Genomic DNA, 15830 nt, shown 5'->3' on the forward strand with positions numbered 1-15830 from the left:
GATGTGAGAGCGCCCATGGCCTTCGCCCCGAGTCCGATCCCCTCCCGCACCCAGTACGTTCTGGAGGCGATCAAACACGGCATCCTCACCGGTGGCCTCAGCCCGGGTCAGGCCCTGGTCGAGACCGAACTGGCTGCCCGGTTCGGGGTGTCGAAGACTCCGGTGCGAGAAGCGCTCAAGACTCTGGCCGGTACCGGTCTCGTCGTCATGAGCCAGTACAAGGGCGCCACCGTACGCACGGTCGACGCCGCCATGGCCCACGAGGTGTACGACGTACGGCTGTTGCTGGAACCGGCGGCGCTACGGCGCTCCCTCGCCCGGCGGGCCTCGTTGGAGCCGGCGCGGGAGGCCCTGGTCAGGGCCGACGAAGCGGCGGACCAGGCCGAACGCTCCCTGGCCAACCGGGAGTTCCACCGGGCGCTGTATCTGCCCTGCGGCAATCCGCTGCTGGCCCGGATGCTCGACGAGGTACGCGACCAGGCGGCCCTCGTCTCCACCGTCGCGTGGGCCGCCGTCCCGTCCTGGGAGCGGGAGGCAGGTGAGCACCGGGAGGTCCTGCGGCTCGCGCTCGCGGGCGACGCCGACGGAGCGGCGCGCGCCCTGCACGACCACATCGCCTCTTTTGTACGGCGGGCGTTCCCCGAAGGAGACCACGTATGAACAACCCTGATCTCACCCTGTCCCGGGACGCGCTCGCGGATGTCGTGGCGATCCCCGTAACGCCGTTCGCCGGCGACGGCACCATGGACACCGACACCCACCGGGCTCTGCTGCGCCGCCTGCTCGACGGTGGTGTGCGCACCCTGACACCGAACGGCAACACCGGTGAGTACTACGCTCTCAGCCCCGACGAGCGGCGCGCGGTCACTGAGTTGACCATCGAGGAGGCGGCGGAGCGGGCCTCGGTCCTGGTCGGCATCGGTCTGGAGGTGCCCACCGCGGTGGCCGCCGCGAAGCACGCACGCGACGCCGGGGCCGCGATGGTGATGGTCCATCAGCCGGTGCACCCCTATGTGTCGCAGGACGGCTGGATCGACTATCACCGCGCGATCGCCGAGGCGGTGCCGGAGCTCGGAGTCGTCCCGTACATCCGCAATCCGCAGCTGAGCGGCGAGAGCATGGCGAGGCTCGGGGAACTGTGCCCCAATGTCATCGGGGTGAAGTACGCCGTGCCGGACGCCGCGCGCTTCGCGGCCTTCGCGCGAGACGCGGGCCTGGAGCGCTTCGTCTGGGTCGCGGGGCTCGCCGAGCTGTACGCGCCCTCGTACTTCGCCGGCGGAGCCACCGGATTCACCTCCGGACTCGTCAATGTCGCCCCGGCCGTCTCGCTGGGGATGCTGGAGGCGCTGCGGGCCGGTGACTACGCGGCGGCCATGAAGGTGTGGGAGCAGATCAGGCCCTTCGAGGAGCTGCGCGCCGCACGGCAGTCCGCCGACAATGTGACGGTGGTCAAGGAGGCGCTGGCCGCGCTCGGCCTGTGCCGGCGCGACATCCGCCCGCCGAGCCGTGCGCTGCCCGAGGACCAGCGGGCCGCCGTGGCCTCGCTCGTGGCCGGGTGGGCGATATGAACGCGGGGCCCGAGGGACCGGGCGGGCCGACCGTGCGGCCCGAGGACCTGCGCAGCCACCAGTGGTACGGAAGCGCAATCTCCTCGGGGCTCCGTTCCTTCAGCCACCGCGCCCGCACCCGCCAGCTCGGTTATCTCCCCGAGGAGCATCTGGGCAAGCCGGTCATCGCGGTCCTCAACACCTGGTCGGACATCAATCCCTGCCATGTCCACCTGCGTGAGCGCGCGCAGGCGGTGAAGCGGGGGGTGTGGCAGGCGGGCGGTTTCCCGCTGGAATTCCCTGTGTCCACCCTCTCCGAGACCTTCCAGAAGCCGACGCCCATGCTCTACCGGAACCTGCTGGCGATGGAGACGGAGGAACTGCTCCGCTCCTATCCGGTCGACGGCGCGGTGCTGATGGGCGGCTGCGACAAGACGACGCCGGCGCTGCTGATGGGCGCGGCGAGCGTGGATCTGCCGACCGTCTTCGTGCCCGCCGGGCCCATGCTGCCGGGGCACTGGCGCAATGAGGTCCTCGGTTCGGGGACGGACATGTGGAAGTACTGGGACGAGAAGCGGGCCGGGCTGATCGGCGACGCCGAGATGGCCGAGCTGGAGAGCGGTCTGGCCCGGTCGCCCGGCCACTGCATGACCATGGGCACCGCGTCCACCCTCACGGCTGCCGCCGAGGCGCTGGGGGTCACCATGCCCGGGGCCTCCTCGATCCCGGCCGTCGACTCCGGGCACGACCGGATGGCCGCCGCCGCCGGACGGCGGATCGTCGACCTGGTGTGGCAGGACCTGAGGCTCTCGAAGCTCCTCACCCGGGAGGCGTACGAGGACGCGGTGGCCACGGTCCTCGCGCTGGGCGGTTCTACGAACGCGGTGATCCATCTGATCGCGATGGCGGGGCGCTCGGGTCTGCGGCTCGGTCTGGACGACTTCGACCGGATCGCCCGCACCGTGCCGGTGCTGGCGAACCTGCGTCCGGGCGGGCAGTACCTGATGGAGGACTTCCATTTCGCGGGCGGGCTGCCCGCCTTCCTGACGCGGCTGACCGATGTCCTGCATCTGGACCGGCCGACCGTCGCGCACACCACCCTGCGGAATCAGCTCGACGGCGCGCTCGTACACAATCCGGAGGTGATCCGGCCGCGCGAGAAGCCCCTCGCGCCCGAGGGCGGGGTGGCGGTGCTGCGCGGCAACCTGTGTCCCGACGGCGCGGTCATCAAGCACATCGCCGCCGAACCCCAGCTCCTCAAACACACCGGTCCCGCCATGGTGTTCGACGACTACCGGACGATGCAGCGGACCATCAACGACCCGGAGCTCGGGATCACCCCCGAGCATGTGCTGGTGCTGCGCAACGCGGGACCCAAGGGCGGGCCCGGCATGCCCGAGTACGGGATGCTGCCGATCCCCGACTACCTGCTCAAGCGGGGGGTCCGGGACATGGTGCGGATCTCCGACGCCCGGATGAGCGGCACGAGTTACGGTGCGTGCGTGCTGCACATCGCGCCCGAGTCGTACATCGGCGGGCCGCTCGCGCTCGTACGCACGGGTGATCCGATCACGCTGGACGTCGAGGCGCGGAGCCTCCATCTGGACATCACCGCCGAGGAGATGGAGCGGCGGCGGGCCGAGTGGACACCGCCTCCCGTCAGGTACGAACGCGGGTACGGCGCCCTCTACCACGAGCAGATCACCCAGGCCGACACCGGCTGCGACTTCGCCTTCCTGTCCAGGCCGGGCGAGGTGCCCGACCCGTACGTGGGCTGAGACAGCAGGTCCGCACCACCCGCCTCGTCAGTTCGGTATACCGAACACCGTCTGCGAAGCGCTTCACCAAAGGAACGGAGAAGCAGTCATGGCCTCAGCTGTGGCGCAGGACTCACCAGGGGCGCCGCCCCGAGCACCCAGGACCCCGGTAGCGGCCAGGAAGCCGGGGCGCCGTACGAGCGCGACGCCACGCCGTCTCCCCTATCTGCTGATCGCCCCCGCCGGACTGCTGATGCTGGGCTTCATCGCCTATCCGATGCTCAGCGTCTTCTACTACAGCCTCCAGCACTACAACCCCACCAAGCCCTGGCGGAACGGCTTCGCGGGCCTCGACAACTTCAAGCGGATCTTCACCGATGACCCGCTGTTCTGGGACAGCCTCGTCTTCAGCGGCAAGTGGGTCGTCACCGAGGTCACACTCCAGCTCGCCCTCGGACTGATTCTCGCGCTGCTCGTCAACCAGACCTTCGCGGGCCGTGCCGTCGCCCGCGCCCTGGTCTTCTCGCCCTGGGCGGTCTCCGGCGTCCTGACGACCACCATCTGGCTGCTGCTCTACAACCCGTCGACCGGTGTGGGCCGTTATCTGGCCGACGCGGGCATCGGTACGTACGGATCGTCCGTGCTGTCCGACACCGGCACCGTCTTCTGGGCGGCCGTACTGGCCGAACTCTGGCGCGGCGTACCGTTCTTCGCGATCCTGATCCTCGCCGATCTCCAGTCCATTCCCGGCGATCTCTACGAGGCGGCGTCGGTCGACGGGGCGAACCGCTTCCGGCAGTTCTTCCACATCACGTTGCCGCATCTCAAGGACGCGATCATCCTCACCACACTGCTGCGGGCCGTGTGGGAGTTCAACAACGTCGACCTGCTCCTCACGCTGACCGAGGGCGGTCCGGCGGGCGTCACCACCACACTGCCGCTGTATGTCGCGGTCACGGGATTCGAGGCACACGACTTCGGCTACGCCACCGCGCTGACCACCGTCGCCTTCGCGATCCTCCTCTTCTGTTCGATTCTCTATCTGCGCCTGAGCAAGTTCGGAGGCGAGGACAAGTGACCACGGCGATCGCCGAGAAGGACACCCCCACCGTGTCCAGCAACAACAGCCCGACCTCGCCGCCCGTACGGAGGAACAAGCGCCGGCGCGGCTTCGACGAGGTGCCGCGGTGGCAGATCTACCTGCCGGTCGGGTTCTACCTGCTCTTCACTCTCGTCCCCTTCTACTGGATGCTGCTGTTCTCGCTGCGGCCCGCCGGTTCCACCTCGCTGGTGCCCTGGCCGATGACCTTCGATCACTTCTCGAAGGTCTGGAACGACCGCAGTTTCTCCGTCTTCTTCCAGAACAGCGCGTTGATCGGGGTCTTCACCCTGATCTGCACGACGGGGGTCGCGCTCGCCGGTGGTTACGCCCTGGCACGCTTCAACTTCCGTATCAAGCAGGGCTTCATGCTGGCGCTGCTGTGCTCGCAGTTCATCCCGGGCGCACTGATGCTGGTCCCGCTCTTCCAGATCTTCAAGAACCTCCAGATGATCAACTCCCTGGGGAGCGTGGTCATCGCGGAGACCGTCTTCCAGCTGCCCCTGTCGATCATCCTGATCAGCGGCTTCATCAAGAATGTCCCGTACTCCCTGGAGGAGGCGGCCTGGGTGGACGGCTGCTCACGGCTCCAGGCCTTCCGTATCGTCGTGCTGCCGATGCTGCGGCCCGGCCTGATCGCCGTCGGCTCCTTCGCCTTCGTCAACAGCTGGAACCACTTCCTCTTCGCCCTGATGTTCCTCATGGACCAGGAGAAGCAGACGATCCCGGTCGGGCTGAGCACCCTCATCGGGGCCGACAGTGTGGACTTCGGCGCGCTGGCCGCGGGTGGTGTGATCTCGGCGGTGCCGGTCGTCATCGTCTTCGCCTTCATCCAGAAGTGGCTGATCACCGGCTTCAGCGCCGGGGCGGTGAAGGGATGAGCGACGAGATCCGCGAGATGACGGGCGTGGAGACGAGCGACAGCGTGAGTGACGACAGCGGGACGGCCCTGCCCGTCGTACTCGCCGGCGCGCGTGGGCACGGCCGCACCCACCTGCACAACATCCGCCGTCTCGAACAGGCGGGGCTGGTAAGGCTCGTGGGCGTCTGCGAGCTGAAACCACTGAGCGACGAGGAGCTGGACGGCTGCGGCTCTCCCGAACAGTCCTCGGATTTCGGGGAGTTGCTGGAACACACGGGCGCGCGGATCGCCGTCATCTGTACGCCCATCCACACCCACACCGAACTCGCGCTCACCGCGGCCGCGCGGGGCGTGCACACCTTGCTGGAGAAGCCGACCACACCGTCGTACGCGGAGTACGAGCGGCTGCTGGCCGGCCTGGAGGAGTACGGAACGCACTGTCAGGTCGGGTTCCAGTCGCTCGGTTCCCATGCCGTCGAGGCGATCAGGGAGCTGATCGCGGACGGCGCCATCGGGTCGCTCCGGGGGATCGGGGCCGCCGGGGCATGGGTGCGTGGAGACGCCTATTACGTCCGTGTCCCCTGGGCCGGGCGCCGCTCCCTGAACGGCCGGGACGTGGTGGACGGGGTGCTCACCAACCCGCTCGCGCACGCGGTCGCGACCGCGCTGCGGATCGACGGCAGCGACCGGGCCGACGACATCTCCGAGCTGCGGCTGGAGCAGTTCCGGGCCAATGACATCGAGGCGGACGACACGTCCTGTCTCAGCCTGAGGACGGCCAGGGGCACCACGGTCACGGTCGCCGTCACCCTGTGCGCGGAGCAGGCCGGCGAGCCGTACGTCGTGGTTCACGGGACCGGCGGCCGGATCACCTTCTGGTACAAGCAGGACCGGGTGCTGGTGGAGCGCACAGGCCGGGATCCGGTCGAGACCGTCCACGGGCGTACGGATCTGCTGGAGAATCTGGTCGCGCACCGCCTCAAGGGCGACGAGCTGCTCGTACCGCCCCGTCGCACGGGCGCCTTCATGCGGATCGTCGAGGCCATCAGGAGCGGGCCGCCGCCCGAGCCGCTGCCCGCCGACGCCTGGTACCGCGCACCGGGCGACCTACCGCCGCGCCGGATCGTCAAGGGCATCGACGCGCTGATCGCGGCGAGCGCGGAATCCCTCTCCACATTTTCCGAACTGGGCGCGGGCTGGGCCGTGCCCCCGGCGGAGGTGCACCCGCGATGACCGACCAGGAGGTTTCCGGAACACGAGGGCTGTCCAGGGCGGGCGGGATCTCCGGAAGGGGCGGAGCGTCCGGCCGCCTGCCGGGCACGTCCGGCATGACCGCCGCGTCCGGCGCGTCCGGCGCGGGAACGCTCTCCGGCGTCGGAGGCAATACCGTGCTGCGGTGCGACGGCCGTCCCGTGGCCCGTTACGTGCACCGGCCCCGGGTGCCCGCGGGGTTCCCGTCCCGGCCGTATCTGCATCCCGTACGCACCCTCGGCGGTGTCACCGTCACCGAGCTGCGGCCTCCCGACCACGTGCACCACCTGGGGGTGTCGATGGCCGTGCCGGACGTCTCCGGTGTCAACTTCTGGGGCGGACGCACCTATGTGCGCGACCGGGGCCCGGTCGCGCTGGACAATCACGGCGCGCAGGAACACACGGGGTGGCTGCTGCGGGACCCCGACGGCTGTGTCGAGGAGCTGTCCTGGACGCGCGCGGGCCGCGAACTCCTCAGGGAACGGCGCACGATCAGCGCTCTCGCGCTCTCCGGCGACGCCTGGGTCCTCGACTTCACCTCGGCGCTCACCAATGTGTCGGGGGCGGACCTGTCCATCGGCAGCCCGGCCACCAACGGCCGTCCGGGAGCGGGTTACGGCGGATTCTTCTGGCGTGCGCCCAAGGAGGGCGTGGCGGGTACGGCGCCGGACGTGTTCACCGAGGACGGGACGGGCGAGGACGCGATACACGGTCACACCGCCGGCTGGCTGGCGCTCGCCGGACGGGACTGGACCCTGATCTTCGGCGGGGCGAACGGGGACACCCGGGACGACCCATGGTTCGTCCGCACCACCGAGTACCCGGGGGTCGGCTCCTCACTGGCCTGGCGGCAACGGCTCCCGCTGCCCGCCGGCGGGAGTGTCGCCCGGCGCATCGTCACCGTCGTCGCGGACGGCCGGCTCGACCGCCCGGCGGCGGCCGCGCTCGTCCGCAAGGCGGTGGCGGCGTGACCCCGCCGTGGCCGGCCGGCCTCGGTGACACCGACTTCCGCATCACCGGCTGATACCGCGCCCCTTCAGAACTCCAGAACGCAACGCCTGTGAGGAGAGCCGCAATGACGCACCTGCGCAGCAAACGCTTTCGGGCCGGAGCCACCGCCTCCATGGCCGCACTGGCCACCCTGCTCGCGGGCCTCGCCACGGCCCCCGCCCGTGCCACGGACCGGCCTGCGGCGGCCGAGCGCGCCACCGTGCTCCGTGTCCCGGCCGACTACCGAACCGTGCAGGCTGCCGTGGACGCGGTCCCCGCGGGCAACAGCGCCCAGGTCACCGTCTCCATCGCTCCCGGTACGTACCGGGAGCAGGTACGGGTCCCGGCGAACAAGCCGCATCTGGTCTTCCAGGGCACCGGAAGCGACCGCTCGAAGACGGTCATCGTCTTCGACACCCCCAATGAGTACGGTGGTTCGAGCGGCAGCGCCACCGTACTGATCGCCGCGAACGACGTCACCGCCCGCAATCTGACCTTCGTCAACGACTTCGACGAGGCGGCGCACGACCTCGCCTCCGAGCAGGCCCTGGCGATGAAGACGACGGGCGACCGGATCGTCTTCGACAACACGGCTTTCCAGGGCAACCAGGACACACTGATGACCGACAGCCCTCAACTGACCGCTGTCAGCCGGGTCTACGTCCGCGACTCGTACATCGAGGGTGATGTCGACTTCATCTACGGACGGGCCACCACCGTCATCGAACGCTCCGTGATCAGGGCGCTCAGCCGCGGCTTGTCCTCCAACAACGGTTACATCACCGCCGCTTCGACCTGGAAGGGGAATCCGTACGGCATTCTGATCACCGACAGCCGGATCGTCAGTGACGCGCCCGCGCGCTCCTTCCACCTCGGCCGGCCCTGGCACCCGGGCGGTGAACCGGACGCCGTCGGTCAGGTGCTGATCCGGAACACCGAACTTCCCGCGGCCGTCAAGTCCTCTCCGTGGACGGACATGAGCGGCTTCCCCTGGCGGGAGGCACGCTTCTCCGAGTACCGCACCTACGGTCCCGGAGCGGCCGTGACGGCGGACCGACCGCAGATGACGGACGCCGACGCCGCTCGCCACCAGGTGGCCGACTACCTGGCGGGAGAGGACGGTTGGGCGCCGCACCGCACACGCTCCTGACCGTACGAGCCACACGGTCCGTACGAGCCACACGGACCACACGGACCACACGGTCCGTACGAGCCGCACGGGCGGCGGCCCACAACACAACACGCCCGAACACGGCACCATCCCGGGACACGGGCGAGACACGAGAGAGAAGAGCCGACGATGAGGACCCCCAAGGTGTACAGAGGGCGGACGGCCGCGGCCGTCTCGCTGACGGCGGTGCTCGCCCTGACGGCGACCGCGTGCGGTGACGACGGAAGCGGCGGAAGCGGCAGCGAGGGCTCCGGCAAGGGCGAGATCACTCTGTGGGACAACAACACGGGTGAGCGGCGGGAGATCTGGTCACAGATCATCAAGGACTTCGAGAAGCAGAACCCGGACATCCGTGTGAAGTACGTCGGCATCCCGATCGACCAGGTCCAGCAGAAGTACGACACGGCGATCGACGGCGGCGGGCTGCCGGACGTCGGTGGCGTCGGTACCGCCTACCTCTCCAACCTCGTGGTACGGGACGTCCTGGAGCCGGTCGGCGACCGTATCGACGCGAGCGGCCTCAAGGGCAAGCTCGTCCCCGTCATGGTCGACGGCGTCAAGTCGGCCGGCGGTCGCGGGGACGAGATGTACTCGGTGCCGACCTCCAGCAACAACGGCACGCTGTGGTACCGCACGGATCTGTTCGCGCAGGCCGATCTGGCGGCGCCCACCAGCTGGACCACGTTCTACGCGGCGGCTCAGAAGCTCACCGCGGCCGGGAAGAACCAGTTCGGATACACGATGCGTGGCGGATCGGGCTCCATCGCTCCCGCGATGGACGCGATGTACGGGCAGTCCGGCATCACGTCCTTCTGGAACGGCGACAAGACCACCGTCAACGACCCCCGGAACGTGGCGGCGCTGGAGAAGTACGTCGCCCTGTACAAGAAGGTGACACCGTCGGCCGACGTCAACAACGACTTCATCAAGATGGTCGCCCAGTGGGACAACAGCTCGATCGGCATGCTGACCCACAATCTCGCTTCCTACCAGGACCATGTGAAGGCGCTCGGACGGGACAAGTTCAAGGGCCTTCCCTATCCGACCCGGGAGGACGGCTCGCGCGTCCAGGTCTCCAACCCGGTGGACGGCCTCGGTCTGTTCAAGAACAGCGAGAACAAGGCGGCCGCCTGGAAACTCATCGAGTTCGCGGCCTCGCACAAGTCGAACAGCGCGTGGAACGAGTCGGCGGGTTCCATACCGGCGAACACCGATGCCGCGAACGACAGTTGGGTTCGTAAGGCCGAACCGACCGCCGCCGCGATGAAGGCACTCGGCGACGGCACGACGAAGATCGTCAACCTGCCGTACTACCTGCCCGACTGGAACACCATCAGCAAGAGCGGCAATGAGCCGAACTTCCAGAAGGTGCTTCTCGGTGACATGTCGGCGAAGGACTTCGCGGACAAGATCGCCAAGGAGCTGAATGACGCCCAGGCGGAATGGAAGGAACAGAACAAGACCTGACCGCCGGTCGCCCGACGCCGCCGGTCGTGGGGGGGCGGCCGATCGGTGGTGGACGTCCCAGCAGACGCGCTCCATCCCGGCCCCTCCCGCGGCCCCCGGCACCATGCTAGGTACCCCGTAACCACCCGTCCCATGGCCCGGTGGCCCGCCCAGGAATGTGAGGCAGATCAGCGTGTCCATCTCCCGAAGACAGGTCGCCGCGGCGCTCTCGGCGCTGCCGCTGGCCGCCGCCACGACAGCCGCCACCCCCGCCGCGGCCGACGTTCCGAGCGGGCACGGCCCACGCCCCGGCAGGACCGTGTACATAGCCGGGGACTCCACGGCCGCGGACAAGTACGCGACGGCCGCCCCCGAGACCGGCTGGGGCATGGCCCTTCCCTTCCTGCTCGGGCGACACCTCCGGGTCTCCAACCACGCGATGAACGGCCGCAGTTCGAAGAGCTTCATCGACGAGGGGCTGCTCGCCCCGATCCTCCGCGTCATCCGGCCGGGAGATGTGCTCCTCGTCCAGTTCGGACACAACGACGAGAAGACCGCCGACCCCACGCGCCACACCGAGCCGTGGACGACCTACCAGGAGTATCTGAAGCGGTACGTGAAGGGCGCTGCGGAGCGTGGCGCGCGACCGGTTCTGCTGACCTCCGTGGAGCGTCGCAGGTACGACGCCGCGGGCAACGCACTCGCGACACATGGCGACTACCCGGCGGCGATGCGCGCGCTGGCCGCCGGCCTTCGTATTCCGGTGCTCGACATTCAGGCCGCTTCACTGGCGCTGTGGCAGCGGATGGGAGCCGAGGCGACGAAGGCGTACTTCAACTGGCTCCAACCCGGAGAGTCGCCCAACTATCCCGACGGCGCATCGGACAACACGCACTTCCGCCCGCCGGGCGCCATCGCTGTTGCCCGTCTGGTGGCACGCGCCCTGCGGGACCAGCGGGTGCTGGCGCCCGACGAGGTGCGCCGCCTCGACGCGGATATTCCCGAGTCCTGGCTCACCTGGCTCGCCTGATTTCCCGTCACCATCCCTGATTCGAAGACCGAGGAGCGGCTATGCACAGGCGAAGACGTCATGCACTCAGCACCAGGACAGCGTTGGCGTGCGGTACCGCGCTGGCCCTGGCCACCCTCACGACACCGGCCCAGGCACAGGGCCGGCTCTCGGGCCCATCCCTGGAACGGTCCGTGCTCCCCGCGAACGACGGCTGGGCCTCGGCCGACGGCGGCACCACGGGCGGCCGGGCGGCCGACGCCAATCATGTCTACACCGTGACCAGTTGGGCCCAGTTCAAGGCGGCGCTGGCCGCCGCCGAGGGCAGTCCGTCGATCATCCGGGTCAAGGGCACACTCGACGCTCTCTCCGACAGCGACGGCAATGAACGTACCTGCGACGACTACGCCGTGGCCGGTTACTCCTTCGACAAGTACCTCGCCGCGTACGATCCGGCGGTCTGGGGCCACGAGAATCCGGTGAGCGGCGAGCAGGAGGAGCTTCGGGCCGCGTCGGCCGCCGTACAGAGCGCGCAGATCAAGGCGTATGTCCCGGCCGACACGACCGTCGTGGGTGTGGGCGGGAACGCCCGGATTCTCGGCGGCAGCCTCCAGGTCAAGGACGTCGGCGATGTCATCATCCGCAACCTCACCTTCGAGGACGCGTTCGACTGCTTCCCGCAGTGGGATCCGACGGACGGGGAGAACGGCGCCTGGAACTCCGAGTACGACAATCTGGTGGTGTATGGCTCCACGCATGTGTGGGTCGATCACAACACGTTCACCGACGGCCGCCACCCGGACAGTGAACAGCCCTACTACTATGGCCAGTTGTACCAGCAGCACGACGGCGAGCTGGACATCGTCAAGGGCGCCGACCTGGTCACCGCTTCCTGGAACGTCTTCGCCGACCACGACAAGACACTGATGATCGGCAACAGCGACAGCGCGGCCGCCTCCGATCGTGGCAAGTTGAATGTCACCTTGCACCACAACCAGTTCAAGAACGTCATCGAGCGGGCGCCCCGGGTGCGCTTCGGCAAGGTCGACGCGTACAACAACCACTTCGTCGTCCCGGAGTCGGGCTACGCGTACTCCCTCGGCATCGGCATCGAATCCCAACTGGTCGCGGAGAAGAACGCGTTCACGGTTCCGGCGGGTGTGCGCGCCGGGACGATCCTCAAGAAGTGGAAGGACTCGCCGGTCACCACGGCCGGCAACCACGTCAACGGGTCGTACGTCGACCTGCTCGCCGTCCACAACGCGGAGATCCCCGAGGAGACCCTGCGGCCCGACGCGGGCTGGACCCCGGCCCGGCGCACCCGGGTCGACGACCCGCGTGCGGTCCCTCGCCTGGTCGACGGCCGGGCCGGCGCCGGGAAGATCCGCTGACCGTCGCGTGAGCTAAGGGAGAGGTGAGGTACGGGCGAGGTGGGGTACGGGACAGCCTTCCCGTACCCCACCTCTCGCTGTCATGAGGACGCGGACCGCAGATCCTCGGGCGCGGCCTGCTGCCAGGAGTCCACGAGGATGTCGCGCAACTCGTCCAGGTCCTCCAGAGCGCCGAGCCGTACGCGCACCCACGCGGAACTCGCCTCGTGCGGCGGCACCCAGAACTTCTCCGGCTCCGCCGCGATCAACTCGGTCCGCTCGTGCCTGGGGCACCGCACGGCGAATGACGTCTGATCGTCGGGGACCGTGACGAACATCTTCCCCGCCACGCGGAACGTGGGCATGTCCCACGCTTCCTTCTCCACCGTCTGCGGAAGGGACAGCGCGATACGGCGCACGTCCTCGGCGTCCATCACATTCACGATCACCATCGTACGGGCATCCCGGAGGGCCGGGCGGGCCGGAACCGGGAGGGGTCCCGAGCGGACCGAGGACACTGACGGACACACGGCTGAGGAGCGGGGAAGCAGCGGGATCCGCACGTCACGTTGGGAGAGGTCGAAGGTGCCGGAGTTTCCTGGATGGGACCGTCGAGATGAATTCGTCGAGGCTTATCGCACCGCTGTGCGCACGCGGTCCCGATTATTCAAACGCGTACCGAAACACTCTCCCATCGTGCTGCGAACCGGCCCCGACACAGCGCTCCAGGCCCTCAAGGCGCTGGAGGAGGGGCTGCGGCGCTCCTCCACGACGGGCGGCATGGTGCCCTGCGTTCCCTATGCCCATGTCGAGGGAGGGAACGGCACCAGGACGCGGTTGATCGAGAGGATCGCCGAGGCACTGCGGGAGAACACCCCCGCCGAGATGGGCAGGCTCCGGCTGTGCACGTACGACCTGGTGGCGCACAGCGCCACCGCCGGCCAGGACGTGTCGGTGGCGGATCAGGTGTACGCGAGGCGCCGGGGGCGAGCGGTCGCGGACCGGCCGTCCCGGTCGGCCGACGGCCCCACGGTCACGGCGGCCTTTTTCACCGTCCCGTTCGAATCGCTGCTGGCGCTGGCCCGTCAGGTGCACCGGCACTGGTGGGAATGGTGCTGGGGGCTGCGCCTCTGCCGCGGGCGACGCTACGGGCACCTGTGGCCGGAGGACGACGGAGGGCAGCGCACGTATCGTTCGGCCCTGCGCAGGTTCGGCGCGACGCATCGGGCCGGTGCCGACGCCTGGGACGGGCTGCTGCTGACCGCGCTCATGATCGACCTGTACGGCCAGGCACGCCAGGGGCTGCTGCATCCGGGGCGGCGACGCAGGCGTCCGCGTCACGCCGTGCTGCTCAACGGCTGCCCAAGCGGGGCTGACGTCGTCCGGAGCTTCCTCACGCTGTACGACGAGAAGCACCGGACCTGCCCCAACCCGGCCATGGTCCTCATCGCCGCGCTGCCACCGGAGCCGGGTGCCGAAGCGGGAACGCACACCCTGGCGGACGCGGCCAGAAAGCTCGCGACGGCGAGGAGGGAGGCACTGGGATCCTTCGACGTCACACTCCCGGCCCCCGGCGGAGTCACCAAGGAGGTGCGCCCGGTCTGGCGGCCCTGGCTGCGCGTCCGTCCGCGCACGGAGTTGATCCTGGAAGGCGCGGCTCTCGCGATCTCCCTGTGGCTCGCCGGGCTGCTCTCCTTCCTGCCGGGGATCGCCCCGGGGCCGTTCCCGACCGACTACACCGCCTGCCTCACCGGCTCCGACCACGTCCGGCAGGGCCGGGGAGACGGCGAGAGTACGCTCGCCGAGCAGTACAGGGCCGCGACCAGGATGATCGACGCCGAGAGCGAGGTCGCGAGGACCGCGGGCAAGCCTGAGCGGACCGTGACCATCGCGCTCATCCACCCGACGCCGCCGTCGAACGAGAACGAACTCCGCTCCGGCGCCACGATCCCCGATCTGCGCGGTGTGGGATTGGCCCTGCAACTGCTGAACCGCTCGGCGCCCCGGGACGACGACGGCATCTGGGTGCGCGTCAAGCGGTATGACGCGGGGGTGCAGTACGCGAAAGCCCCGGAGATGGCGGAGCATGTCATCGAGGACGCCAGGAGGGACCCGAAGCTCATCGGGGTCACGGGCTTCACCGAGAGCCGTACCAGCACGGTCGCCGCGCTGAAGAGACTCGACGCCGCGGGAATCCCGATCGTCACTTCCACGGCCACCGCGAAGAAGATGGAGGTCGGGCGTCAGTATCACGGTGCCGGGCCGAACAACGAACGGGAAGCACGCGTGGTCGCCGACTTCGCCAGGAAGGCGAACACCATCCGGCTCGGCGGCGGCTCCTGCGCACCGGCCGGCCACGTCGTCGTCGTGACCGACCCCACGGACGTCTACAGCAAGGAGCTGGGAGAGAAGTTCGTGGCCCGGAGCCAGTTGCCCACCGGAGCGCGGATCGGCTACACGCCCGGCGACATCAACGGGAACAACGTCTCGGACGAGACCGAACTCGACATGAAGTACAGCATGAAAGAAGTAGCGGAGACCGTGTGCAACAGACTCGTGAAGGAGCCTCGGACGCTGGTCTACTGGACGTCCCGGGTCCGGGAGTTCGTCACCTTCCTGGACGCTTTCCAGAACGGCGAATGCGCCAACAAGGACCTCACCGTGATGGGCGGTAACGAACTCACCGATGCCGCGCTCGGTGGCACGTACGCGGGAGAGTCCTGGCTGCATCTCTACCACACGGCCCATACGCTACCGGTCGGCCACCCGGACCGCAGCGCGACCGCGAGGGCCTACAACAGCGCGTACATCCGCGCGTTCGGCATGGACGACCTGTGGCTCCACGACGGGCACGCGGCGCTCGCCCATGACGCCGTAAGGGTGTTCGCGCAGGCGGCGAGCCAAGCACACGCGGTGGACGGGGACTTGGACATCTCCGGTGTCCATCAGTACATCATCAACGGCTCCTTCAAAATGGAGGGAGCCAGTGGACTCGTCCAGTACAGCAACGGCGCCCTCCGTCCGTTCAACAAGATGCTGGTCATGCTGCATCACGACACGGACGGCTCCAGCGTGGTCCTGGTGTGCGGGAAGCCGGGAAACAACATCGACGCCGGACGGCGCTGGCGGCAGGGCGACACCACGTACAACTGCCCTGACGACTGAGGTCTCCCGTTCGGCCGGGACCGGGGTCGGGGGGGGGGCCCCCCCCCGGGGGGGGGGGGCGCCCCCCACCACACCCCCCCCCCCCCCCCCCCCCCCCCCCCCCCCCGGCCCCCCCCCCCCCCCCCCCCCCCCCCCCCCCCCCCCCCCCCCCCCCCCCCCCCGG

12 protein-coding genes and 1 pseudogene are annotated in these 15830 nt (G+C 69.0%); 12 read left to right on the forward strand and 1 reads right to left on the reverse strand.

Translation table 11 applies throughout. The features are described from left to right. The first annotated feature begins 15 nt into the window (after positions 1-15). From ACIOJD_RS31695 to ACIOJD_RS31745, 11 genes and pseudogenes are all read left to right on the forward strand, one after another. Entirely contained in the window at positions 16-660 is a 645-nt protein-coding gene (locus ACIOJD_RS31695; RefSeq protein ID WP_401919636.1) for a GntR family transcriptional regulator, read from the forward strand. Beyond that, positions 657-1568 carry a dihydrodipicolinate synthase family protein gene (locus tag ACIOJD_RS31700; protein ID WP_401919637.1) on the forward strand — a complete coding sequence of 304 codons (912 nt, stop codon included), beginning with the start codon at positions 657-659 and terminating at the stop codon, positions 1566-1568. Before ACIOJD_RS31695 ends, ACIOJD_RS31700 begins: the two co-directional genes overlap by 4 nt. Continuing rightward, positions 1565-3325, forward strand: coding sequence for an L-arabinonate dehydratase (gene araD / locus ACIOJD_RS31705; RefSeq protein ID WP_401919638.1), 1761 nt, complete (start codon positions 1565-1567; stop codon positions 3323-3325). The genes ACIOJD_RS31700 and araD overlap by 4 nt, the downstream gene beginning before the upstream one ends. Positions 3326-3413: 88 nt before the next feature. Further along, positions 3414-4382 carry a carbohydrate ABC transporter permease gene (locus tag ACIOJD_RS31710; RefSeq protein WP_401919640.1) on the forward strand — a complete coding sequence of 323 codons (969 nt, stop codon included), beginning with the start codon at positions 3414-3416 and terminating at the stop codon, positions 4380-4382. Further along, complete coding sequence (locus ACIOJD_RS31715; RefSeq protein WP_401919641.1) at positions 4379-5284, forward strand: carbohydrate ABC transporter permease; 906 nt, start codon at positions 4379-4381, stop codon at positions 5282-5284. The genes ACIOJD_RS31710 and ACIOJD_RS31715 overlap by 4 nt, the downstream gene beginning before the upstream one ends. A 17-nt stretch (positions 5285-5301) precedes the next feature. After that, positions 5302-6498, forward strand: coding sequence for a Gfo/Idh/MocA family protein (locus ACIOJD_RS31720; protein ID WP_401919749.1), 1197 nt, complete (start codon positions 5302-5304; stop codon positions 6496-6498). Positions 6499-6593: 95 nt separating this feature from the next. Next, positions 6594-7487 carry a PmoA family protein gene (locus ACIOJD_RS31725; protein WP_401919751.1) on the forward strand — a complete coding sequence of 298 codons (894 nt, stop codon included), beginning with the start codon at positions 6594-6596 and terminating at the stop codon, positions 7485-7487. A gap of 239 nt (positions 7488-7726) precedes the next feature. Further along, positions 7727-8656 (forward strand): annotated as a pseudogene (locus ACIOJD_RS31730) (pectinesterase family protein); the annotation flags it as partial. 150 nt (positions 8657-8806) lie between these two features. Then, on the forward strand, positions 8807-10144 hold the full coding sequence (locus ACIOJD_RS31735) for an ABC transporter substrate-binding protein (protein WP_401919643.1): 1338 nt from the start codon (positions 8807-8809) through the stop codon (positions 10142-10144). Positions 10145-10316: 172 nt separating this feature from the next. Further along, the gene (locus ACIOJD_RS31740) at positions 10317-11153 is read left to right on the forward strand and encodes a rhamnogalacturonan acetylesterase (RefSeq protein WP_401919644.1); all 837 of its coding nucleotides are present in this window, start codon (positions 10317-10319) and stop codon (positions 11151-11153) included. Positions 11154-11194: 41 nt separating this feature from the next. Beyond that, positions 11195-12523 carry a polysaccharide lyase family 1 protein gene (locus ACIOJD_RS31745; RefSeq protein ID WP_401919645.1) on the forward strand — a complete coding sequence of 443 codons (1329 nt, stop codon included), beginning with the start codon at positions 11195-11197 and terminating at the stop codon, positions 12521-12523. A gap of 80 nt (positions 12524-12603) precedes the next feature. On the opposite strand, the gene ACIOJD_RS31750 is transcribed toward ACIOJD_RS31745, so the two are convergent. Beyond that, the gene (locus tag ACIOJD_RS31750) at positions 12604-12954 is read right to left on the reverse strand and encodes an MmcQ/YjbR family DNA-binding protein (protein WP_401919646.1); all 351 of its coding nucleotides are present in this window, start codon (positions 12952-12954) and stop codon (positions 12604-12606) included. A 244-nt stretch (positions 12955-13198) separates the two neighbouring features. Between ACIOJD_RS31750 and ACIOJD_RS31755 the strand changes: the two genes are divergently transcribed. Beyond that, entirely contained in the window at positions 13199-15667 is a 2469-nt protein-coding gene (locus ACIOJD_RS31755) for a hypothetical protein (RefSeq protein ID WP_401919647.1), read from the forward strand. Positions 15668-15830: the final 163 nt, after the last annotated feature.

This window comes from Streptomyces sp. NPDC088116, from assembly GCF_044741745.1.
In the GTDB taxonomy this organism is placed as follows: domain Bacteria; phylum Actinomycetota; class Actinomycetes; order Streptomycetales; family Streptomycetaceae; genus Streptomyces.